General features: G+C 57.2%; 24 protein-coding genes. 13 read left to right on the forward strand and 11 right to left on the reverse strand.

What is annotated here, in order from left to right:
- Positions 1-6: 6 nt before the first annotated feature.
- Positions 7-918: a hypothetical protein gene (locus ORG26_RS16975; protein WP_266363847.1), complete on the reverse strand. Its 912-nt coding sequence runs from the start codon at positions 916-918 to the stop codon at positions 7-9.
- Positions 919-1,159: 241 nt separating this feature from the next.
- Here ORG26_RS16975 and ORG26_RS16980 point away from each other — a divergent pair, with 241 nt between their 5' ends.
- The gene (locus ORG26_RS16980) at positions 1,160-3,211 is read left to right on the forward strand and encodes a sensor histidine kinase (protein WP_266363849.1); all 2,052 of its coding nucleotides are present in this window, start codon (positions 1,160-1,162) and stop codon (positions 3,209-3,211) included.
- Between the two features lie 19 nt (positions 3,212-3,230).
- On the opposite strand, the gene ORG26_RS16985 is transcribed toward ORG26_RS16980, so the two are convergent.
- On the reverse strand, positions 3,231-3,965 hold the full coding sequence (locus ORG26_RS16985) for a GntR family transcriptional regulator (protein WP_266363851.1): 735 nt from the start codon (positions 3,963-3,965) through the stop codon (positions 3,231-3,233).
- A gap of 152 nt (positions 3,966-4,117) precedes the next feature.
- Between ORG26_RS16985 and ORG26_RS16990 the strand changes: the two genes are divergently transcribed.
- The 6 genes from ORG26_RS16990 to ORG26_RS17015 all read left to right on the forward strand — a co-directional run bounded on the left by ORG26_RS16990 (position 4,118) and on the right by ORG26_RS17015 (position 9,463).
- Entirely contained in the window at positions 4,118-4,918 is an 801-nt protein-coding gene (locus ORG26_RS16990) for an SDR family NAD(P)-dependent oxidoreductase (RefSeq protein WP_266363853.1), read from the forward strand.
- Positions 4,919-4,924: 6 nt separating this feature from the next.
- On the forward strand, positions 4,925-5,854 hold the full coding sequence (locus ORG26_RS16995; RefSeq protein WP_266363855.1) for an ROK family protein: 930 nt from the start codon (positions 4,925-4,927) through the stop codon (positions 5,852-5,854).
- A gap of 15 nt (positions 5,855-5,869) precedes the next feature.
- Positions 5,870-6,673 carry an SIS domain-containing protein gene (locus ORG26_RS17000; RefSeq protein ID WP_266363857.1) on the forward strand — a complete coding sequence of 268 codons (804 nt, stop codon included), beginning with the start codon at positions 5,870-5,872 and terminating at the stop codon, positions 6,671-6,673.
- A 28-nt stretch (positions 6,674-6,701) separates the two neighbouring features.
- Positions 6,702-7,727, forward strand: coding sequence for a methionine synthase (locus ORG26_RS17005; protein WP_266363859.1), 1,026 nt, complete (start codon positions 6,702-6,704; stop codon positions 7,725-7,727).
- 151 nt (positions 7,728-7,878) lie between these two features.
- A complete protein-coding gene (locus ORG26_RS17010) occupies positions 7,879-8,643 on the forward strand; it encodes a glycosyltransferase family 2 protein (RefSeq protein WP_266363861.1) in 765 nt (254 codons plus the stop codon).
- Entirely contained in the window at positions 8,600-9,463 is an 864-nt protein-coding gene (locus ORG26_RS17015) for an MBL fold metallo-hydrolase (protein ID WP_266363863.1), read from the forward strand. The genes ORG26_RS17010 and ORG26_RS17015 overlap by 44 nt, the downstream gene beginning before the upstream one ends.
- Here the strand turns inward: ORG26_RS17015 and ORG26_RS17020 are convergent.
- Positions 9,441-9,998: a sugar O-acetyltransferase gene (locus ORG26_RS17020; protein WP_266363864.1), complete on the reverse strand. Its 558-nt coding sequence runs from the start codon at positions 9,996-9,998 to the stop codon at positions 9,441-9,443. The genes ORG26_RS17015 and ORG26_RS17020 overlap by 23 nt on opposite strands.
- Positions 9,999-10,122: 124 nt before the next feature.
- Here ORG26_RS17020 and ORG26_RS17025 point away from each other — a divergent pair, with 124 nt between their 5' ends.
- Complete coding sequence (locus ORG26_RS17025; protein ID WP_266363866.1) at positions 10,123-11,373, forward strand: FG-GAP repeat domain-containing protein; 1,251 nt, start codon at positions 10,123-10,125, stop codon at positions 11,371-11,373.
- A gap of 81 nt (positions 11,374-11,454) precedes the next feature.
- Here ORG26_RS17025 and ORG26_RS17030 read toward each other — a convergent pair whose 3' ends face one another.
- The 7 genes from ORG26_RS17030 to ORG26_RS17060 all read right to left on the reverse strand — a co-directional run bounded on the left by ORG26_RS17030 (position 11,455) and on the right by ORG26_RS17060 (position 15,369).
- Positions 11,455-12,429 carry a 1-phosphofructokinase family hexose kinase gene (locus ORG26_RS17030; protein ID WP_266363868.1) on the reverse strand — a complete coding sequence of 325 codons (975 nt, stop codon included), beginning with the start codon at positions 12,427-12,429 and terminating at the stop codon, positions 11,455-11,457.
- Between the two features lie 91 nt (positions 12,430-12,520).
- Complete coding sequence (locus tag ORG26_RS17035; protein WP_266363870.1) at positions 12,521-12,880, reverse strand: hypothetical protein; 360 nt, start codon at positions 12,878-12,880, stop codon at positions 12,521-12,523.
- Between the two features lie 105 nt (positions 12,881-12,985).
- Positions 12,986-13,321 carry a hypothetical protein gene (locus ORG26_RS17040; RefSeq protein ID WP_266363872.1) on the reverse strand — a complete coding sequence of 112 codons (336 nt, stop codon included), beginning with the start codon at positions 13,319-13,321 and terminating at the stop codon, positions 12,986-12,988.
- A 95-nt stretch (positions 13,322-13,416) separates the two neighbouring features.
- Complete coding sequence (locus tag ORG26_RS17045; RefSeq protein WP_266363874.1) at positions 13,417-13,755, reverse strand: hypothetical protein; 339 nt, start codon at positions 13,753-13,755, stop codon at positions 13,417-13,419.
- Between the two features lie 106 nt (positions 13,756-13,861).
- Positions 13,862-14,218, reverse strand: coding sequence for a hypothetical protein (locus tag ORG26_RS17050; protein ID WP_266363876.1), 357 nt, complete (start codon positions 14,216-14,218; stop codon positions 13,862-13,864).
- A 132-nt stretch (positions 14,219-14,350) separates the two neighbouring features.
- Positions 14,351-14,956, reverse strand: a complete 606-nt coding sequence (locus tag ORG26_RS17055; protein WP_266363877.1) for a hypothetical protein — start codon at positions 14,954-14,956, stop codon at positions 14,351-14,353.
- A gap of 77 nt (positions 14,957-15,033) precedes the next feature.
- Positions 15,034-15,369, reverse strand: coding sequence for a hypothetical protein (locus tag ORG26_RS17060; RefSeq protein ID WP_266363879.1), 336 nt, complete (start codon positions 15,367-15,369; stop codon positions 15,034-15,036).
- Positions 15,370-15,487: 118 nt separating this feature from the next.
- Between ORG26_RS17060 and arfB the strand changes: the two genes are divergently transcribed.
- The 5 genes from arfB (at position 15,488) to ORG26_RS17085 (ending at position 20,606) form a co-directional block, all read left to right on the forward strand.
- Positions 15,488-15,889, forward strand: a complete 402-nt coding sequence (gene arfB, locus ORG26_RS17065; RefSeq protein WP_266363881.1) for an alternative ribosome rescue aminoacyl-tRNA hydrolase ArfB — start codon at positions 15,488-15,490, stop codon at positions 15,887-15,889.
- 224 nt (positions 15,890-16,113) lie between these two features.
- The gene (locus ORG26_RS17070; RefSeq protein ID WP_266363883.1) at positions 16,114-16,431 is read left to right on the forward strand and encodes a hypothetical protein; all 318 of its coding nucleotides are present in this window, start codon (positions 16,114-16,116) and stop codon (positions 16,429-16,431) included.
- A 301-nt stretch (positions 16,432-16,732) separates the two neighbouring features.
- Positions 16,733-17,497 (forward strand): response regulator transcription factor, encoded by a 765-nt coding sequence (locus ORG26_RS17075; RefSeq protein WP_266363885.1) that lies wholly within the window; start codon positions 16,733-16,735, stop codon positions 17,495-17,497.
- A gap of 30 nt (positions 17,498-17,527) precedes the next feature.
- On the forward strand, positions 17,528-20,236 hold the full coding sequence (locus ORG26_RS17080) for a PAS domain S-box protein (protein WP_266363887.1): 2,709 nt from the start codon (positions 17,528-17,530) through the stop codon (positions 20,234-20,236).
- Positions 20,214-20,606 (forward strand): response regulator transcription factor, encoded by a 393-nt coding sequence (locus tag ORG26_RS17085; protein WP_266363889.1) that lies wholly within the window; start codon positions 20,214-20,216, stop codon positions 20,604-20,606. The genes ORG26_RS17080 and ORG26_RS17085 overlap by 23 nt, the downstream gene beginning before the upstream one ends.
- Here ORG26_RS17085 and ORG26_RS17090 read toward each other — a convergent pair whose 3' ends face one another.
- Positions 20,607-21,641, reverse strand: a complete 1,035-nt coding sequence (locus ORG26_RS17090) for a DUF3500 domain-containing protein (protein WP_266363891.1) — start codon at positions 21,639-21,641, stop codon at positions 20,607-20,609. It lies immediately after the preceding gene.
- Positions 21,642-21,674: the final 33 nt, after the last annotated feature.

The following is a 21,674-nucleotide window of genomic DNA, read 5'->3' on the forward strand; positions in this document are numbered from 1 at the left end:
TGATAATCAATACGTTTTATAAACGTACTGAAGGTCTTCGGCCCCGCCCGGTATGGCCCGTTTTACGGGCAGTCGGTCGGCATTGTAGGTGTACGTAAACTCGCTTCGGGCCACGAACGCCTGCGGTATGGGCGTCCAGTCCGCATTGACGTACCCGACCGGGTAGAACTCTCTGCGGACGAGGTTAGCCCGTTCGAAGGCCTCTAGATTGGGGCTGATCAGATACCGGCCGTAGAACGGGTTTATGTTGGTGTCGTATTCCCGTCGTTCGAGGCCGTAGGTCAGGCTGGCGGGTTCCTGAAGGTAGCAATCCATGCAGGTAAAGCCGATCTGACCGTTTCGGGAGTAATTCGTGGACCGGATTTCGGTCTTGGTGGGCGAAATCCGGTTTACCTCGCTGACCGTCACGTGCAGCGGGTTGGGGAAAAAAGTCCGTAAACCGGCAAAGCCGTACTGTTTGAGGCGGATCAGGTTGCCCTCTGCGTCATATTCGTAATTCTCCTGCGAAACCCGGATGGGCTGCCCCGGTGGAGTGACGGTATAGTACGTCTTCCGACTGACGATCTGCCCTTTGTTGTTAAAGTGAAACTGGTAAAAACTGCCCGTCACGGGCGGCCGGTCGAGGCCCGGCTGGAGCTGCTCGAACCCACGCACGCTGTCAGCCTGGTAGGTAAATGGCAATACCACGAGCGTCCGCACGCTGTCCGGGAGCGAAAAGCGGCGGACAGCCACGGGCAGGTCGTCAGGGTTAAATAAATAATGATTGACAAACCGCACGGAATCGCGGGTCTGAATGACCCGATCGATGCGGTACCGGGGTTGGTTAAAAACGGGTTCGGCGTGGTCACGACAGGCAGGCAGGATGACTGTCAGGCCAATCCAGAAAATGGCGTAGCGGAGGATGGCGTACTTTTTCATGGCGATGACGTGGATGAGTAGTCAACAGAATAACAACTCAAATGTAGCAGCCGCTCCCCCGGCTCTGTATGATTCCTGTCACCTGGTAGCCTGTTATGCGTTGAGCAAACGGCTGACCGGGCCCAGTCCTCCCCAGCCTCAAGCCTGTCCCATTCCCTAAAGTTTTAGCGCGGTTTTTAAAGCTCTGGTAAGCAGGCTGTACATTCGTACTGGAGCCGACGCCAGCCTCCTGTGAACACTTATGCTTACAGAGCGAAAGCTATCCCTGCTTGATTTTAGTTACTTGCCCGAATTTGCCCGGTTTGTGTTGACGAACCATCTGGACGAATTTGTGCAGGAACAGATTCAGCTTTCCCGTCAGATTAACCTTTCCATGCTTCGGTACTTCGAAGCCCTGCCGGAAGCGCAGTTTCAGGCCCTTGCCCGCCAGGGAGCGACCGAGTTTTTGACCTATTTCATTGAGAATCGCGCGGAAGAACAGATTGAAACCGCGCTCCGGCAATGGCTGAGCGACAGCCTTCCGATGGTGGGCCGCAACCAGATTGTGGCCGAAGACATCACCCAGGTAAGCTTCGTCCGCAAACAGGCTTTTCTCAAACTGCTGCCAGCCTATACGTCCGACGTTCAGAAGGCCCTGCGCATTGTCGGCGAACTGGATGTCTTCACGCTGGAAACCGAAACCCGTTCCACCAATTCGTACATCAACCTCCTCAACAGCAAGCTGCAGGAAAGCGAGCAGACCCTGCGCGAAGGCATCGAACTCTACAAGCAGTCGCAGGCCCTGACCCATATCGGCAACTGGCGGTGGTATATCACCGAAAATTACGTCCGGTGGTCGGATGAAATGTTCCGCGTCTACGGACTCGAACCCCAGTGCGAGCGGGTGACCTACGAACGTTTTCTGGAACGGGTCCATCCGGAAGACCGCGACCGGGTACAGACGTATATTCAGAACGCCCTGCAGACGGGCCAGCCGCTGGAATACGTGCACCGGGTGATTCTGCCCGACGGCCAGGTCCGGTACGTGCAGGCAAAAGGGGAGGTGCTGCTGGACGAAAACGGGGTCGCCGTCGAAATGATCGGCACCGGGCAGGACATTACGGCGCGGCAGCTGGCCAGCCTCGAAATCGAAGAGAAACAGACGTTTATCCAGAAACTGACCGACGCCGCTCCGTCCATTATCGCGTCCTACAACATCAATACCGGCCAGTATGTGTTCATCAACCAGGCCGTTGAAAAACTGCTGGGCTACGCGCCGGAGCAGATTCTGTCGGCGGGGGTGATGTTTCTCCTCCAGCTGGTGCATCCGGAGGATCTCCGGCCCATGCAGGAGGCGAACGAAAAAGCGCTGGCCGCCGCCCATCAGACCGTGGATGGGCATTACGTAGACCCGATCGAGGAGTTCCGCTACCGGATGCGGCACCAGAACGGCGAATACCGCTGGTTCGAGACCTACGGAACGGTCTTCGACCGCAACCCCGACGGCACCGTGGCCCACATCCTCAACATCACGCTCGACATTACCGACAAGGTGGAAGCCGAGCGCAAAATCGCCGAAAAAACGCTCCAGATCGAACAGTCGAATACCAGCCTCCGCGAATTCGCCTATATCGCCAGCCACGATCTCAAAGAGCCGCTCCGCAAGATTTCGACCTTCGGCGACCGGCTGCGGGCGATGGAACAGGACCGGCTCAGCGAGGAGGGAAAGGTTATTCTCGACAAAATGATCAGCTCGTCCGGCCGGATGCAGTCCATGATCAGCGACGTGCTTTCGGTTTCGCTGATTTCGGCCGATAAAGCCTTTGAAATGGCCAGCCTCCAGGTCATCCTCGACGACGTCATCCTCGCCCTGGACCTTCAGCCGGAGCAGCGGGTGCTGGTCGAAAATGGCCCGCTGCCCAAAGCCTGGATCAACCCGCGGCAGTTCCGGCAGCTGTTCATGAATCTGCTCAACAATTCACTCAAGTTTGTCCGCGATGGCGTACCGCCCGTCATCCGGATCAGCCATCGCCTGCGCCTGCCGGAAGAGGTCGAAGGGCAGGCGCTGATGGCGGCCGCCCGCTACCACGAACTCACCTTTGCCGACAACGGCATCGGCTTCGACAACCGTTTTGCGGGCCGTATTTTTGCCCTTTTCGAGCGGCTGCACGGCAAGAGTGAATTTGAAGGCACGGGCATCGGCCTGGCGGTCTGCCGGCGCATTCTCGAAAATCATGGCGGCCTCATCCAGGCCAGCGGGGTCGTCAACCAGGGGGCTACCTTTGTCCTCCTGTTTCCGGATCTGCATCCCTGAAGGTGAAGCGGCCACGGCTTCAGAAACGACCGTGCAGCGTGTAGTGCTCCGTGTGCGCGAAGAGCGAAGAATAAAAGACAAAATCGGGCCGGTTGGTGTCGATGCGTTTTTCCAGACGCACCACCGGGCTGCCCTCGGCTACATCCAGCAGTCCGGCAATCCGTTCGTCGGCGGCCAGGGCCCAGATCTTTTGTTCGCCGCCCTTCACCAGCAGCCCGTATTTGGACCGCAACAGATCGAACAGGGAGCGGTTCTCGAAGCGCTGCCGCGTAAAGCCGGGCAGGTGCCGGTTCGGCAGAATCAGTTGTTCGAAGAACACCGGCTGGCCGTTGACCGCCCGAACCCGTTCCAGTCCGTAAAAACCCGCCTGCACGTCGCTTTCCGGGGGCGTAAAGAGCATTCCGTCCGGAAAATTAATGAGCTGCGGCTTGCTCACCAGCGTGGTCGTGATCTGGGTTTCCCGTTTATCGATGTTCCCTGTATTGGCCAGCCGCCCGACAATTGACATCACCCCGAGACCAATTGGTAGCGGCTGAACGATGCTTCCCTTGCCCTGGTGCTTGCGGATGTAGCCGTCCTGCACGAGCAGCGCCAGCGCCTGCCGGATGGTAGGCTGCGTAAGGCGATATTGGTTGTAAAGGTCTTTTTCGGACGGCAATAGGTCTCCCGCCTGAAAATCACCGCGGATAATCTGCTGGCGAAGAATTTCGTACAGGTGCTGATACTGCGGTATTTTCGTGGGTTTATCGTTCATAAGCATAAGTTACGCGGACAAGTTATAAAACGAATTACGCATCAAAAAGCAAATTTGTTGTTGGGTAGATTTCTTTTATTAAGTACTTATTATAAAGAGTTGCCGGGATTTACGGGATAAATCTTACCTTGTATGGCTAATCAGACTGCCTTATGAACGCACCGTGGCTGACGCAGAAACGCCTCGTCATCGTCGGGGGCACCACCGGCCTGGGACTTTCGGCCGCCCGCGCTTTCATCGGGCAGGGCGCGCGGGTGGTGGTCGTGGGCCGCGACCCCGAAAGCTGCCTCGCCGCCGAACAGAGCTTTGACGGGTCCGGACTGGCCCTGTGCGCCGATGCGGTCCATCCCGACACGGCGGCGGAGGCCATTCGGCTTTGCCGCGAGACGTTCGGCGGCTTCGACGGCCTTTACCACGTGGCAGGCGGCAGCGGACGGCGTTTCGGCGACGGCCCCCTGCATGACCTGACGCCGGAAGGCTGGACCTATACCCTGAACCTGAACCTGACGTCGCTCATGCTTTCCAACCAGGCGGCGGTGCGGGCATTTCGGGAGCAGCAGACCGGCGGCACCATCCTCAACATGGGGTCGGTGCTGGGCTTTCGGCCCTCGCCCGGTCATTTTTCCACGCACGCCTACGCCGCGGCCAAGGCAGCCATTATTGGATTTACGAAATCGGTCGCGGCTTATTATGCCGATAACAATATTCGGGTCAATGTGCTGGCTCCGGCTCTGGTGGAAACGCCCATGGCGCAGCGGGCCGCTACCGACGAAGTGATCATGGCCTTTATCCGAACCAAACAGCCGCTTGACGGCGGACGCATCGGCCAGCCCGCCGATCTGGACGGAGCCGCCATTTATTTTATGTCCGACTATTCGCGCTTCACCACCGGGCAGGTGCTCGCCATCGACGGCGGGTGGAGCGTCTCGGACGGACAATTCGCCCAACTGTAAACGTGTATGCAGACCATCGGAATTGACCTCGGCGGAACCCGCATCAAAGGCGTTCTGATCGACGCCGCCACCGGCGAGGTCCGGCAGAAAACCCTGCTGCCTTCCGGCGATGAAAACTGGAAAGAACGGGTCGCCGAAGCCGTTCAGGGACTGAAAGCGCTGGCGACCGGCCCCGTGCAGGGAATCGGCCTCTCTGCTCCGGGCCTGCCCACGCCCGACAATTCGGCCATTGCCTGCATGCCGGGACGGCTGGCGGGGCTGGAAGGGCTGTCGTGGTCGGACTTTCTGCAGGAGCCGGTGCAGGTGATCAACGATGCCCACGCGGCGCTCATGGCCGAAGCCCGCTACGGAGCGGCCCGCGACGTCCGGCATGCGCTCATGCTCACCCTCGGGACGGGCGTGGGCGGCGGGTTGCTGCTGAACGGCGAACTTTATCAGGGATTTTATCAGATGGCCGGACACCTGGGGCACCTCACGGTGGACGCCGACAGCGAGCAGCGCGACATCACCGGCGTGCCGGGCAGTCTGGAAGACGCCATCGGCAACGCGACGGTCGGGCGGCGGACGTTCGGGCGTTATGGTTCAACCTACGAACTGGTGGAGGCTTACCGACAGGGCGAACCCATCGCGACGCTGGCCTGGCTGACTTCGGTGCGGCGGCTGGCGGCGGCCCTTGCCTCGCTGGCCAACGCCTTTTCGCCGGAGGTGATGGTGCTCGGTGGCGGCATCTGTACGGCGGATGAAGCCCTTTTCAAACCGCTGGCAACGTTTATGGATATTTTTGAATGGCGTCCGGCGGGTAAAAAGACGGACATCCGAAAAGCGTATTTTGGAGAATGGGCCGGGGCCATCGGCGCGGCCGGATTTATCACAAACTCTCCCTCCGCAACCCGCCCCTCATCCGTCCGAACGGAGATGGAACGGACGGACGACTGACAGACCAGAGACTTTATGACAATCATTGAACAATATCTGGAAAAATGCCGACACATTTTGCAGGTGGTCGGGCAGCAGCAGGCGGCGATTCAGGAAGCGGCACGGTGGTTTGCCGACACGATTCTGGCGGGCCGGATGGTACACGTTTTCGGCTCGGGACACAGCCGGATCATGGTGGAGGAAATGTGGCCGCGCTACGGTTCCTTTCCGGGTTTCAACCCCATTGTCGAACTGTCGCTGACGTTTCACAACCTCGTCGTCGGCGCAAATGGTCAGCGACAGGCGATGTTTCTGGAAAACGTGCCCGGATTGGCCGAACGGATTCTTCGCAACTTCGATATTTCGGAGCAGGATTCGGCGCTGGTCATTTCTTCTTCGGGCTGCAACGTCGTGCCCGTCGAAATGGCGGAGGAATTCCAGAAACGGGGCGTCAAAGTGGTGGGCCTGATCACGCAGGAACATTCCGACCAGAGTACCAGCAAACGGAAAGACGGCCTGAAACTGAGTGATTTTGCTGATCTGGTGCTCGATACCGGCGCGCCCGTAGGCGACGCGATGGTCCATGTGCCAGGCCTCGATACGCCCGTCGGGCCGGGGAGCACGGTCGGCGGCGCAATGCTGGTCAACTGCCTGAAAGCCGAAGTTGCCCGCCTGCTGACCGAAGCCGGGCAGCCGCCCAAAGTCCTCACGGCGGGGGCTCTCGTCGGTTCCGAGCGCGCCACCGAACTCTTTGAAGCCGCCTACGACGAACACGCGCACCGGCTGGCCCGCCTCTACGCCCAGGTCGGCGTTCCGTCCCCCGTCAGCCTCAATTTTTAATTCTTCATTCATAATTCTTAATTGTCCAATGCAGCCCGTACCCATCCGCACCACCGTCGTCGGCAGCTACCCGTTTCCCGGCTGGCTGGAATTTGCCACGCAGAATCTGGACAAATTCGGCCCGGCCGATATTGAGGAAATGGTGGAAGACGCCGTGGTGGCGGCCATTCACGACCAGACCACCGCGGGCCTTGATGTCATTACGGACGGCGAACAGACCCGGCTGGATTTCAACCTGTCGTTCTATGGCTACCTCAAAGGCATCGAACCCAACCACGCCGAGACCCGCAAGTTCGGCCCGGCGGCCCACGACCAGCGCGGCAAGCATTCCATCGTGGCCGAACTGACCGCCCCGGCCGGACTGGGAGCCGTGAAGGAATTTCAGCGGCTGCAAAAACTGGCCCCGTCCGGCCCGACGCTGAAAGCTTCCGTGCCCGGTCCTTACACACTCAGCGGCCGGATGTTGCCGAATGCTCACTACAAGGACCGTTACGAAATTACCGAAGCCCTGCTTCCCATCGTCCGGAAGGAACTGGAAGACCTGGTGGCGGCGGGCTGCACGGAGATCACCGTGGACGAACCGTCGATGTCGTGCTATGCCTACAAGGAGGATACCCGGCGGTTTGTGAATATTTTCAACCGGACGGTCGCGCCGGTGGTGGGCAAATGCCGCCTGTCGACGCACCTGTGTTTCGGCAATTTCAAAGGCCGCCCGGTAGGATTTCGCAAAATTCATCCAATGCTGCCCGATTTTCTGGACCTGTCCGTAGACGAAGTGCACGTGGAAATGGCGAACCGGGAATTCGACGAAGTGGAACTGCTTGCCGAATTTGCGCAGAAGATGGACGTGGCCGTGGGCATTGTGGATGTCAAAAACTATTACATCGAAACCGTGCAGGACGTGGTCGAGCGCATCCGCAAGTGCCTGAAATACGTCCCCGCCGATAAACTGGCCGTTGCGCCGGACTGCGGCCTGAGCCAGACCGCCCGCTGGGCCGCCAGGCAGAAACTGGTCAACCTGGTGGCAGGAGCGAGGGAGGTGAGAAAGGGGTAAATGATTGATTGACTGAATGACTGGCTTCGCAATGCTAAGGTCAGCGAAGCCAACCAATCAGGCATTCAGTCATTCAGTCACTCAATCATTCCCACCGAAACCTTATCCATTCGTATTGGTTTTAGTACCAATAGGATAACTCAACGTGAGTATGGACAAGGTTTGTGAAGTTTCCTGCCTGATTCCGTTCTACAATGAAGGAGAACGGTTATTTTCTGTTCTGGAAACAGTAACGCAAGTAGAAGATATAGCAAAAATAGTCTGCATCGACGACGGGTCGGAGGACGATAATTACCGCATTATTCAGGAACGGTGGCCGCAGATTTCGGTCGTCCGGCAGGAAAACCAGGGTAAAACGGGAGCCATCAAGCGCGGTCTGGCCGAAGTGGATTCGGAATACGTGCTGATGATGGATGCCGATTTGCAGAATATCCAACTGGATGAACTGCAGCGCATTGTGGCGGCCGTGCGGCAGGGCTGCGACGCCGATATGGTCATTTTCCGGCGGCTCTACGCCGAGTGGTTCGTCAAGATGAACCGCGGCGACGTGCTGCTTTCGGGCGAACGCATCATCCGGCGCGAGGACCTGACCGAGATCCTGAAGGAGCCGGTAGAAGGTTTTCAACTGGAAGTAGCCATCAATGAATACATGCAGCAGCACCGCAAGCGGGTTCGCTGGGTGCCCTGGTCGGCGACGAATACGTACAAAATGGACAAACGGGGGCCGCTCGAAGGCTTCTGGAAAGATTTCCAGATGTACGCCGATATTCTGCTGTACGTCGGGCTGAAGTCGTACTTCCGGCAGGTCGCCACGTTCGCGCGGAAACCGCTGCGGCTGCGCAGTCGCCAGCCGTTTTACAAACGTTTCAGAAATGCTTATCAAACCTCTTCAACAGGACGAACCGTTACTGGCTGATATCGAGGCGGCCCGCAGTGACCGCGATTCCCTGCATATCTGGTGGCTTGGACAAAGCGGCTTTCTGCTGCAATGGTCGGGCCACCATTTGCTTTTTGACCCCTACCTGTCGGATTCGCTGACGGAGAAATACCACGATACGGACAAACCGCACGTCCGGCTTTCGGAACGCGTCATTTTTCCCGGCCATCTGGGAATGGTGGACGTGGTGACCTCCAGCCATAACCACACGGACCATCTGGACTACCACACCCTGTATCCGCTGATGGCCGCCAACTGGCATATGCAGTTTGTCATTCCGGAAGCCAACCGGGAGTTTGTGAAAAAGCGCCTGACGTATCTGGAAAGCGAACCCATCGGCCTGACGGACGGACAAACGGCGCCGGTCGGGCCGTTCACGTTTCACGGCGTCCCGGCGGCGCATAACGACATCGAGCGGGACGAACAGGGGCGGTGCCGGTTCATGGGCTTTGTAGCGGAAATCGGGCCGTACACGGTCTACCATTCCGGCGATACGCTCTGGTACGACGGCATCGTGGAGATGCTGAAACCGTTTGGAATCGATGTCGCTTTTCTGCCCATCAACGGCAACCGGCCCGAGCGCCGCGTCGCCGGCAACCTGAACGCGGAGGAAGCCGCCCGGCTGGGCCGCGAAATCGGCGCCCGGCTCGTGATTCCGCACCATTACGACCTCTTTGCGTTCAACACGGCCGACCCGGCGGAGTTTGTACGGGCCTGCGAGTGGGAGGGAACGCCCCACCGGGTGCTGCAACTGGGCGAGCGCCTGACGTACGCGGCTACACGTCCAGTTGCCGGATAACCTTGCACGGATTGCCCGCCGCAAAGACATTGGCTGGAATATCCTTTGTGACGACGCTGCCCGCGCCGATGGTCGTGTTTTCGCCAATCGTCACACCCGGACAAATCACCGCACTGCCGCCCAGCCACACGTTGTCGCCGATGGTGACCGGGGCCGCCAGCTCAGGGCCTTTGATGCGTTCGGAAGCCAGCAGCGGATGCGTGGCGGCGTAAATCTGGACGTTGGGGCCCATCAGCACGTTGTTGCCAATCCGCACCTCGGCGCAGTCCAGAATGATGCAGTTGAAATTCATGAACACGTTGTTGCCCAGATAAATATGGCAGCCGTAATCGCAGTGGAACGGGGCCATGATTTCAACGCCTTCGCCCAGACTGCCGAGCAGTTGGGTCAGAAGCCGTTTCCGGGCCGCGACGTCGGCATGGTCGAGCTGGTTGTAAGCGCCAAACAGCCGCCGGGCGCGGCTGCGCATGTGCAGCAACTCAGGATCAGTAGCCAGGTACAACTCCCCGGCCAGCATCTTTTCGCGCTCGGTCATGTAAAGGACGAATACAGGTTTTGCCCTGAAAATGCGTTAGTATTGAAAAGCGAAGTAAGATACAAATTTGAGTATATACCGGTCGGCCATTCTCTTATTAACTTATCCACAAACCTCATTTGCCATGCCTTCTCCTGCCCGCTATAAGTCTGTTATCTACAAAGCCACCAGTAGCCTGCTTTTCATTCTTCATTGTTCCTTATTCATCCAAACGTCTCTCGCCCAGAAGCCGAATTTTAAAGTTCAGGTCGTTGATAACCAGATCAGCATCGGCTACGGACTGGCGATTGGCGATGTGGACGGGGATAAAAAGCCGGATATTCTGCTGGCCGACCAGAAGGAGTTTGTCTGGTATAAAAACCCCGGCAACCGCACCGGCACCTGGAAACGGCACGTCATGGCCCGCAATCTGACGCCGCAGGATAACGTTTGCATTGCCGCCCGCGACCTCGACGGCGACGGCCGGGTAGAGGTGGCCGTCGGCGCGGGCTGGAATCCGGCCGAAACGGGCGATTCAACCAAATCCGGGGCCGTATTCTACCTCCTGCGCCCGAAAGATGCCACGCAGCTCTGGGAACCCGTCCGCCTGCCCGCCGAAGTAACGACCCACCGGATGCGCTGGGCCAAGGTGGGCGGCAATCAGTACCAGTTGATCGTGGTACCGCTGCACGGCTTTGGCAACAAAAACGGCGAAGGCCGGGGTGTACGGGTGTACGGCTACGAGTTTCCAAAAAATCCGCGCGGTGGCTGGAAACGCCATCTGGTCGACTCCACGCTGCACATGACGCACAACTTCGAAATCTGGGAGGAAGGGTCGTTTACGGGCGTGATTGTGGCCGGGAAAGAGGGCGGAAAAATTCTCGAATGGAAAAACAACCGCTGGCAGTACCAGCCCGAAGAGGCCGCCCGGCTCGCGCTGGACATGCTGACGCCCAACGGCAGCGGAATCGGCGAAATCCGGCGGTTCAACAACGGCAGCGGGATTGCCACCATCCAGCCCATGCACGGCGATATCCTGCAAATTGAAACGGGCTATTACTCCGTCAAAACGCCCCGCGCCGACGTTTCCGAAAAGGAAATCAGCGTTCTGAGCGACGAACTAAGCCAGGGCCATGCCTTGGTGACGGGCGATTTTCTGAAAATGGGCACCGACCAGATCGTAGCGGGCTGGCGCAATCCGAATAAGAAAAAAGAAGTCGGCATCCGGATGTTTGTGCCGCAGAAAGATGGTCCCTGGCAGGAATACCCCGTCGATGACAGCGTCCGGATGGCCTGCGAAGACCTCCAGGCCGCTGACCTCGACGGCGACGGCAAACTCGACCTGATCGCCTCGGGGCGGGCGACGTTGAACGTGCTTGTTTATTGGAATGATTGAATTTTGAGTGTTGAATGATTGATTTGCTTCACAAATTCTAACTCAGCGGAGCAAATCAATCATTCAACATTCAAAATTCAATCAATCTACTGTGCAATCCGTCGGCAGCCGGTACCGGGTTCCGTACTGGTTAATCCAGGCCAGGAGGCGCTCGACGTCCTGGGGCTGGAAGAGTTCGGTGCCGGGATTCATGGTGGCTGCGCTGCCGCAGGCGACACCCTGCCGAATCATCTGGCGGTAATCCCTGCCCTGCGACAGGGCCCAGGTCATGCCCGCAACCATGCTGTCGCCCGCGCCGACGGTGCTTAGCTTTTTGACCGATGGGGCCGGGACGTGTTCGCAGAAATCCCGCGTGACGAGCATGGCGCCCTGCGGGCCCATCGAGACCACGACCACTTCGCAGTCGCCGCGTCCGATGATTTCCCGGGCTGCATCGTCGATGTCCACCGTTTCCAGCGTTTCCACCCCGACCAGGGCGCATAGTTCATTCAGATTGGGTTTCAGCAGGAAAACGCCGACGTTGGCGGCTTCAAACAGCGGCTGGCCCGAAGTATCGAGGATGAAACGGGCACCGGCGTTCTGCACCGCCCGGGCAATCCGGGCGTAAAAATCTGTGGACACCCCGTTGGGCAGGCTTCCGCTCGCGACCACATAAGCCGGTTTGAAGTCAAGGGACGACAGGGAGTCCAGCCAGCTTTGGGCTTCCGAAGCCGAGAGCGTCGGGCCGGGGAGGTTGAAGCGGTACTGCGCGTTCGACTCGGTTTCGGTGACGGTAAAATTCTCCCGGGTCCATTCCTGCGTTTCGATGATCCGGTACGAAATACCCGCCTTCCGCACCAGATCCTGCAAAAGCTGTCCCGGCGGCCCTCCCGCCGAAAACAGGGCCAGCGAATCGCCGCCGAGTCGTCTCAAGGCTTTCGAAACATTGAGTCCGCCGCCGCCTGCGTCGTAGCGGGGCGGTGCGCAGCGTAATTTTTGTTCAGGAACAAACCGGTCGACGGTCGTACTTTTATCGATAGCCGGATTGAGGGTGATGGTCAGAACGTCGAAATTCATTCAGTTATGAAGTAGCAGTTAAGAGTTATGAGTTTACTACCGGAGCCGCGAAGCTAATTTATAACTCATAATTCTTAACTCTTAACTCAATTTATTCCGCCGTAGAAATCTGTCCGCTCACGTTGCGCAGGGCCGTAGCGAGGCTCTGGAGCTGGGTGGTGATTTCGCCTTCCGAGCCGGTGTCGGCGCTGAATTCGGCCACGCTGGTCGCCAGCTTTTCGAGAATGTCGTGAATATTTTCCGACTGCGGCGTGGGATTGTCGAGGGCCTGCCGGAGCTGCTCCAGCTGGTCGGCCATCGCCGTTACGCGCGTGTTTTCACCCTGCCGCAGCGACTGAATCCACTGATCGATGAGGCTGGTGCCTTCCATCGCCGACACCGAAACGCTCCCGTTGCTCAGGTTGGCGATGGTTTTGTCTAATAAACTGGTTGTTTCTGAATGGCTTTCCATGAGTTGAATGATTGAATGATTGAATGACTGAATGACTGAATGACTGAATGACTGGCAGGCAAAAGATCACTACAGTCATTCGGTCATTCAGTCAATCAGTCATTTTTACAATGAAATCGCAAAAACATGCACCGCTTCGGCCAGCGGGCGGAGCTGGTCCCGGATGTCGGGCTGGGAATTCTGGGCAACAACGCTGAGCTGGTCCGACATGTCGAGCATGATGGTCCGGACCGTAACGGCGTCGGGGTTGCCGCTTTCGAGCTGGCTGCGCAGTTCCTGAAGCGAAATCCGCAGCTGCTGCGACTGCGGGGCCTCCGCCAGAACGTCGATCCAGTAGTCGATCAACAGCGGCCCGTCCGTCGGAACGATGCTGGTCACCCCGCCGTCGTTCAGCGCCGAAACCGTGTTGTTGATCAGGTCTTGTGTGGGATTGGAGTCCATAAATGACGTTGAAGGTTGAAGATTGAAGGTTGAACGTGAACGAGTGGGAAGCGCCTTTTGCCGCCTTCAACGTTCAACGTTCAACCTTCAACGCATTATAGCTGATCGCTGAACGTCCGGAGGGCCAGGGCCAGCTCGTCGAGTTCGTTGGTATAACCGCCGCCGAGCGACTGCGAAAGCGAACCGGTCTGGTCGGCAAGGTTGGCCAGCAGGTATTTGAGCTGATCCGACGGCGGATTCGGCATTTGCAGCAGCGACCGCAGTTGCATCAGGTTATTGGTGACGGAACTGGCCTGGTGCGAGTCCTGGAGGACCTTCAGCCAGTCGTCGATCAGGTTGACGCCCTCGCGGGGAGCCATATTGTCTACATCAGCAGTTTGCAGCGTATTGAGCGTTCCGTTGAGCGCATTACGGGTTAACGAATTCGATGGCATAAGTCAAAATTGAGTTATGAGTTAAGAGTTATGAGTTAAAAATTAGAAGTTATCGATGGCTCTTTTCAACAACTCATAACTCTTAACTCATAATTCATAACTGATTTTAGGCGATTTGATTGGCAAAATTGCGCAGGGATTCGGCCAGCGTTTTGAGCCGGGCCGGAAACTCACCGCCGGCTTCGGGCAGCCAGTGCTCGGTCTGCTGCGACAGGGCCAGCAGAATTTCCCGGAGCTTGCGGTTGTCCAGAAGCGGGTTCTGGAGTTCATCCCGGAGTTCCTGCAGTTTGTTGGCAATGTTTTCGGCTTCCGACGTTTTGAGGGACCGAAGCCAGTCGTTTATTAGGGAAAGCCCTTCAGGAATAGACGTATCGAACGGACCGCCGTCGAAAGCCTGTACGGTTGAGTCAATCAGGGTCGTCGCCGTTGAATGCGGCACCTGTGAATGCGAATGGTTGGACATAGTCGGTTTTCTGTTTTGTGGTTTTCGGTTTTCAGTTGGTGCCTCCCGTTTTGGTTCTTCTCCCGGACTGTAACCCTGCCGGGCCGCGTCAGGGAACGCGAAACAGAAAACGGACAACCGAAAACAGACAACTTATTGCTTGCTGCCTCCTTCGTGAACGGACGTTCCGGGTGTGCGGGGATCGGTGCCGGAGTTTTCGGAGCCTTCTTCCGTGTCGGAGCCGGTGCCGTAGCCCGAACCGTAGGAGCCGCCACCCTGATGCCCTTCCGTATCCTCATCGCCCGGACTGCCGTCCTGGCGGCCCATCTCCGGGGCGCCCGCGTTTCCGGTGGCGCTGCCCGTATGGGTTTGGGTAAATATCTGGGCCCGGCCTCCTTCAACCCGGCCGTTGCGGCCCGCCAGGGTATCGCCGAAGCCGCGCAGGGCCCCGGCCAGCTCGCGGAGCCGGGCGTTCACCTTGTCGTCCTCGGCTTTGCCGACGAAGCCTTCCGCCTGGTCCGCCAGCTCCGCGAGCAGGGCGTCGATCTGGGCCGTATCGGGGTTGCCCGCCTGAAGCTGTAACTTAAGGGCGCTGAGCGTGCTGGCGACCGGATTGGTGGACTCGTCGCCGCTGCGCAGGACCGTAACCCAGTTGTCGATCATCGAAATGCCGTCCATCGCCGAGACGGACGTAATTTCACCGTTAAAAGCCTCCACCGTAGAGTCGATGAGGCCCGTTTGTGTCTGTGTAGTTGCCATAACGTTGGTTGTAAATGCGGGGCATGCGGAATAACAGGAAAACGGGCCAAGTGGTCGGCCTCCCGTCGGTCAGTGCATTACTTGGCCATTGCCCTGCTAAAGTCTTTCAGATTGGTGGCTAGATCGGCCAGATGTTGCCGGTAAGAACCCGTAGCGTTCTGGGCCACTACTTCCGTCTGGTTGGCCAGATCCCGGAGCAGCAGCTGAACGGCTACCATATCACCGCCGTCGAGGGCATCCCGGAGCTGTTCGAGCGGAGCCACGAGCGTGGCCCATTCGGGCTGGGTCCGCAGAATGACGATCCAGTCTTCCACGAGGTTGACCCCTTCGTCGGGCGTTGTGCTGGGAGCACCGCCGCCAAGCGAGTCGTTGGTGTCTTCCAGCATCGTATCTATTTTCTCACGATGTGCCATTTTGCGTATGTTTGTGGTCGTATGTCAGAGAACAGGTCCAGGCTTGGTTTGTTTATGGATTTAGTAGGTTACTGACAAAAAACTATCAAAAGTCCGCCCCTGCACAACGCCTGATTGTATGGACCCAACCCGTCTGCTTCCGGAAGTACAGTACCAGTTCGCCCGCAGCGGAGGCAAAGGCGGTCAGAACGTCAACAAGGTCGCTACCAAAGCCGAACTTTACTTCGATGTGGCCCGCTCGGCCCTGCTCAGTGAGGACGAAAAGGCGACCCTGCTCCAGAAACTGGCGGGCAAACTGACCACGGAAGGCGTGCTGGTGCTCTACCACCAGACCGAACGGAGCCAGCTTGCCAACCGCGAGAAAGTGACGGAGAAATTTCTGGACCTCGTGCGGAAGGCGTTCGTCCGGCCGCGTCCCCGAAAAGCGACCAAACCCGGCCGCGCCGCCCAGGAAGAACGCCGCAGTGAGAAAAAGCGCCGTTCGGATGTGAAAGAAGCCCGACGGCGTATCGACTATTAATCGAATCGGCTATACGTCTGACTGTGTTACCTATACGTTGACGGACAAGCAAAAAACTGACCTCTCCGGAAAAGTCCGTCCGGTTAGTTTTGCGATACAGTAACATAGGATAAAACGGTATTGAACCGTACCTATAACTTCTCTCTGTCTTTCCTGAAAATAGCCGGCCATTGAAGGGCCTGGTCTATTCCTGCAATAGTAAATAACATTTTTCACCGTATCCAATGAACGCGGCTTCTGTTCAAAACCTGCCTACTGCTACCAATCTTGCCATGCGTCCCAACCAGCCCGAATGGGAGCAGGCGATGTCTGTTTTTTACGGTAACTTCTACCACATTCAGCTTTTGCTCGAAAAAGCGGATCAATATAAACCCAACCAGGTAAACGAGTTCAGACGGATTCAGGAACTGATGATGATTGCCCTGACCGAACTGCACGACGATCTGGACTGCCCGATGTCCTCGGCCCGGATGCTCGTTCGCCATACCGATATTATCAATTCTCTCAACGGTCGTGTGGCCGTTGTTCTGGCGCACGCCTGATTCCGAATACTCCTGACTACTCAACGTTATAAAAACTTTGTGAAGGCTGCCGCCACCCGGCGGGCACCCAAGCAACTTTATCCCTTTCTGCCGGAATTGTTCCGCGGAAAGGGATTTCTGCTTTATTACAGCCGCTTAGTCAAAAGCTGGCTTGAAAATTGCCGAAACTGGTATATATTTCTTAGAACAACTGAACGACTCTTGCGATAAATATGCTGATTATCAATAGGTTGTATATTTTTCGGCCCCAAAAGGGCTGAAAAACGCACAAGTCGAATATGGAAAACGATTACTGGAGTTCATGGCAAAAATTCTCCTGATAGAAGACGAATATCAGCTTCGGGAAAACATCGAAGAGTTACTGGTCCATTCGTACCACGATGTCACGCCCGTGGGGAATGGGAAGGAAGGACTGGATATGCTCGAAGTGTTTACGCCGGACCTGATCATCTGCGATGTAATGATGCCCGTGATGGACGGCATTGAGTTTGTGCGTCAGATGAAACACAATCAGCTTTTTCGGCATATTCCCGTTATTTTTCTGACGGCGAAAGTGGCGCAGGAAGACCGCATTACCGGCCTCAAGTCCGGGGCGATCGATTACATCACCAAGCCTTTTCTGCGGGAAGAACTGTTGCTGAAGGTGGAAAACATCATCCGGCTTAAAGCGGAAGTGACCGCCACGGCCCTGCAGGAACAAACCGCCGACGACCCCGAACTGTCGGTGCAGTTTGTCAAACGGCTGACGGCGGCGATGGAAAAGCATTACCAGAACGAAGAGTTCCGGCTCGACGACATGGCCGAGGAACTGAGCATGAGCCGCTCGGCCCTGCAACGGCATCTGAAGCAGTACTACCAGAAGCGATTCCACGATGTACTGACGGATTTTCGCCTGCGGAAGGCTGCCGAGTACCTGCTCAAAACGGATTACTCGCTGCAGTACATTGCCGAGAAATGCGGCTTCAGCACACCGGCCTATTTCTCAAGGACATTTAAGGAAGCCTATCAGACAGCACCGCTGCGCTACCGGACGCGGCACCTGACCGGCTCCGTTTCGGAAAATTAATGTGCCTGGACCCGCTGGTCTTTTGATTGTATGGTTATTTCGGATGTATGTCGGCAGCTCCTGGATGTCATGGACACCGGGCTGCTGGTTGAGGATGCCGACCGGAAAGTGATTCTGGTCAACGAAACCTTTTGCCAAATCTTCAACCAGCCGTACCCCGCGGACTGGATTCTGGGCAAAAACCACCTGGACTATCTGGAAAGAAACTCCCTTCGGACGCCGGCCATGCGGGGCTTTTACGAGCAGGCCCTCGAACTCAGCACCCGTCCGGAGCCGACTACCTGCAAGAACATCGAACTGAAAGTGGGCCGACTGGTCGTGCTTTTCAGCTACACCCCGCTGTTCGAGGACGGAAAGCCAAAGGCCCATGTCTGGCAGTTCCGCGATATAACCGAAAAAAGCATGCTTCGCTCGGAGCTGCGTTCCCAGAGCGACTTCTACGAGACGGTGCTGGACAACGCCCCCGTCGATATTACCGTGCTGGACCAGGATTTCCGGTTCCGGTACGTCAACAAGCACGCCATCAAAGACAATGCGCTGCGGGAAATGGCCCTGGGCATGACCGAAGGGGAGTACGCCGAGGCCCGCGGACAGGGCCGTGCGTTCGGGGAGCGCCGGACCCAGTATTTCCGGCAGGCGGCCGTCCAGCGCCAAAGCATCAGCTACCTCGAACAGACGGAGGTCGGCGGGACGGTACGCAATATTTTCCGGCGCGTGATCGCCTATTTTGACCACGACAGCCCCCTGCCGCAGTACTACGTCGGGTTTGGACTCGATGTGACGGACCTGACCGAAACCCGGGAAAAGCTGGAACTGCTCAACGCCGTCCAGGCCAATACCCTGCAGTCACTGCCGATCTGGCCTTATTCCATCGAGTTCCGGGACGGCTCGGCTCCGCGCCTGCTGTTCGTGCGCGACGAAATGCTGAGCTTCATCTCCGGGGCCAGCAAAAACAAAATGATTCAGCCCATGCGCTGGTTTCGGGGCATCCATCCCGAAGACCGCGCCATCGTCCGCATGGCCATTTCGCTCATCAAATCGGGCGAAAAAATGCAGGGAGCGATTGATTTCCGCTGGTATCTGAAGGATTTTGGCTACATCTGGCTGCGCAACTATTACAAGGCCGTTCCGCAGCCCGACGGCTCGCTGATGCTCTACGGACTGGTCAACGACGAATCGCGGCTCAAAGCGAGAGACCGGAAGCTCGCCCGTACCGAAAGCGATTTCCGGATCATGCTCGACAATCTGGACGTGGAGGTCTGCGCTTTCGGCTCGGATCTGCGGCTGATGGCCGCCAATTCGAATTTCAACCAGATTCACCAGCTGCTCTACAACAAACCGGCCGAAATCGGAAAACACATCTACGATGAAAAAGAGCCGATTTTTGCCGATGAAGAATGGAAAGCCCGCGTCGAGCAGGTCCTGCGCGGCGAACCGGTAGACCGGAATGTGGTCCGGAACTACGCCGGACGAAGCTATTATTTCAAATGCGAACTGCGCCCGATTTTCTTCGAAGGGGAGGTGATCGGCGCCACTTTTGTCCGCTACGACATCACCGATGTCCGCAACTACGCCAGCGAACTGGAGCAACTGCTGGACAAGCTCCGGGTTACCGAATCGCTCTTCCAGCAGATTTCCAGCAACACCAGCGATTTGATCTGTCTGCACAATCTGGACGGCCGGATTGCCTACGTTTCGCCTTCGTCCACTTTTTTCATCGGTGTATCGCCGGAACACCTGATCGGCATTGACCCTTACCAGATGGTTCATCCCGACTTCCAGGAGCAGGTTAAGCGGAGTCACCAGAAGATCGTGCGCGGAGAAACGACCGGAGGGACCGGCCAGATCCAGATTCAGCTGGTCCGGGTGGACGGGACGAGCCTCTGGGTGGAAATTCAGTTTACGCTGGTGACCAACGCGAAGGGCGAGCCGGAAAGTATACTTACCGTCTCCCGCGACATCATGCACCACAAGCGGATTGAGGAAGAAATGAAAATGGCGTTGATGAAAGAACGCGAGCTGAACGAGATGAAATCCCGCTTTGTCAACACCATTTCCCACGAGTTCCGGACGCCGCTGGCCACCATGCTGACCAGCGTCGATTTGCTGGAGTTGGTGTCAGACTACATCGAAACCCCGCGGACCAAAGACAAGGTGCTGCGGCATTCGGGCATTATCCGGGAGGAAATCCTGCGGATCAACGAGCTCATGAACGAAGTGCTGCTGCTCGGACGCCAGCAGGCCAACACCATCGTTTTCCGGCCCGAGCAGGTAGAGGTGGTGAGTTTGTGCAAAGAGGTCATTGCCAAGACGTTCCGCCACAAGAAGCTTCAGGTCCGGCTGGATTTCAACTCGCCTGTCACCGAATTGCCCTGGCGGCTGGACCGGACGCTGATGACCCACGTCATCCGGAACCTGCTTTCCAATGCGGTCAAATATGGGGGAGGTGCAGATAAAAACATCCTCTTTGAGCTGGCCGTTAAAGACAAATCGCTGATCCTTTCCATCACGGATTTTGGCATCGGTATTCCACCCGAAGAGATCGACCGTCTTTTCGAACCGTTTTTTCGGGCCTCCAACACGGGAACTATTTCCGGAACAGGAATCGGACTTTCGCTGATCAGGCAGTTTGTGAAGATGCATGGGGGCGAAGTAAGTGTTCGGAGCCGGTTAAATGAATCGACAACATTTACTGTGACCTTACCCGTGCTATCCCATGAATCGTATCCTGTTGATTGAAGATGAAGCCCAGTTGTCAGAAAATATAGCCGAACTGCTCGAACTGACCGGATACGACGTCCAGGTGACCGACCGGGCTGAGCAGGGAGTGGAAATGCTGTTTCAGAATCCGCCGGATCTGATTCTCTGCGATGTGTCGCTGCCCGACCGGGAGGGCTATTATGTCCTTGAGCAGCTGAATGCTTCGAGTCTGGTTATTCCGTTTATTTTCGTCTCCGCCCGCGTCGATACCCAGGACATTCGCCGGTCGATGGAACTCGGAGCCGATGACTACATCATGAAACCGTTCAATACACCAGACCTGCTGGCGGCCGTGAAGGCCCGTCTGCTGAAGTACGGGCGCATCCGCCGAATCCTGCTGGGCGAGTAGCTACTTGCGGTGCTGTGTCCGGTAATGGGCTTCCAGCAGGTCCATGCCGAAGTCGTTGGTCAGATCCCGCACGACGGTATGGACGTGATTGGCCGCGTTCTGGCTGTTGTCGTATTCAATCAGAATCGTAGGGCCGTGAATGCGGTAATACTGCCCCTTGCCGGGTCCGTAACCCGGTTCGCGGTCGCCCAGCCAGGCGAAGGTCAGGGCGTCGAGTCCGGCCTGCCGGAGCTTTTCCAGCTGCTGGTTTTTGAGGGTGACGTGGTAGTTGTTCAGATAGGTGGTCAGGAGGTTCAGAAACAATTCCTGCTGTTTTCGGGTCAGTTCGCCGTACGAAATACCTTCCCGTTTTTCGAGGGAAACTTTGCGGCTGTTGCCGGTCAGAATGTCCGCCGGGCAGCTGGCCGAGAGCACCGCTTTCTTCAATTGTTCCTCGGTCAGCGCCTGAAGCAGGCTGTACGCCCGGGCCGTTTCCTCACTTAAGGTCTCTTTTCCCTTCTGCGGCACCTCCGCCCGGACAATCCCCGGATTGCTGCCCAGAAAGGTGGGGGTAAGTCCCGCCACCTGGTTGTTCACCGACGAAAAGTTAAGCGAAATATGGTGCCCTTCGAGCCGCCAGCCCCAGGGTTCCGTGCCTGCCGGATCGCCGAAAATCGTGACGAAATAGTTGTCCGGATCGCGGTATGTATCGTCGGTTCCCCGCTTTTCGACGACCCGCAGCACGTTTTCCAAATCCATAATGGACGTGATTTTCCCGTAACCCTGCTCGCTGAGAGTCGTCTGCACGAGGTTCAGCGCCGCTTTTCGCTGGGCGTCGGTCATGTTTTTCATGGTGAGGCCGTTGCGGGCGCGGGGCACAAAAAACCAGTTGAACCGTTCTTCGTCCGTGAAGGCGTAGGTGACTTTCTGCCGCTGTTCGGGCGAAAGCGTTTGCAGAAACTGCCGGGCAGCCCCGGCCATGCGCGGGACAACGGACTGGGCCAGCGTGCTCATACTCAGCAGCAGGAAGGAAAAGAGAAGACACCGGGTTTTCATGCCTGAGAAAGAAGGCGTTGGCCGAAAACTACC

This window comes from Tellurirhabdus rosea, assembly GCF_026278345.1.
In the GTDB taxonomy this organism is placed as follows: Bacteria; Bacteroidota; Bacteroidia; order Cytophagales; family Spirosomataceae; genus Tellurirhabdus; species Tellurirhabdus rosea.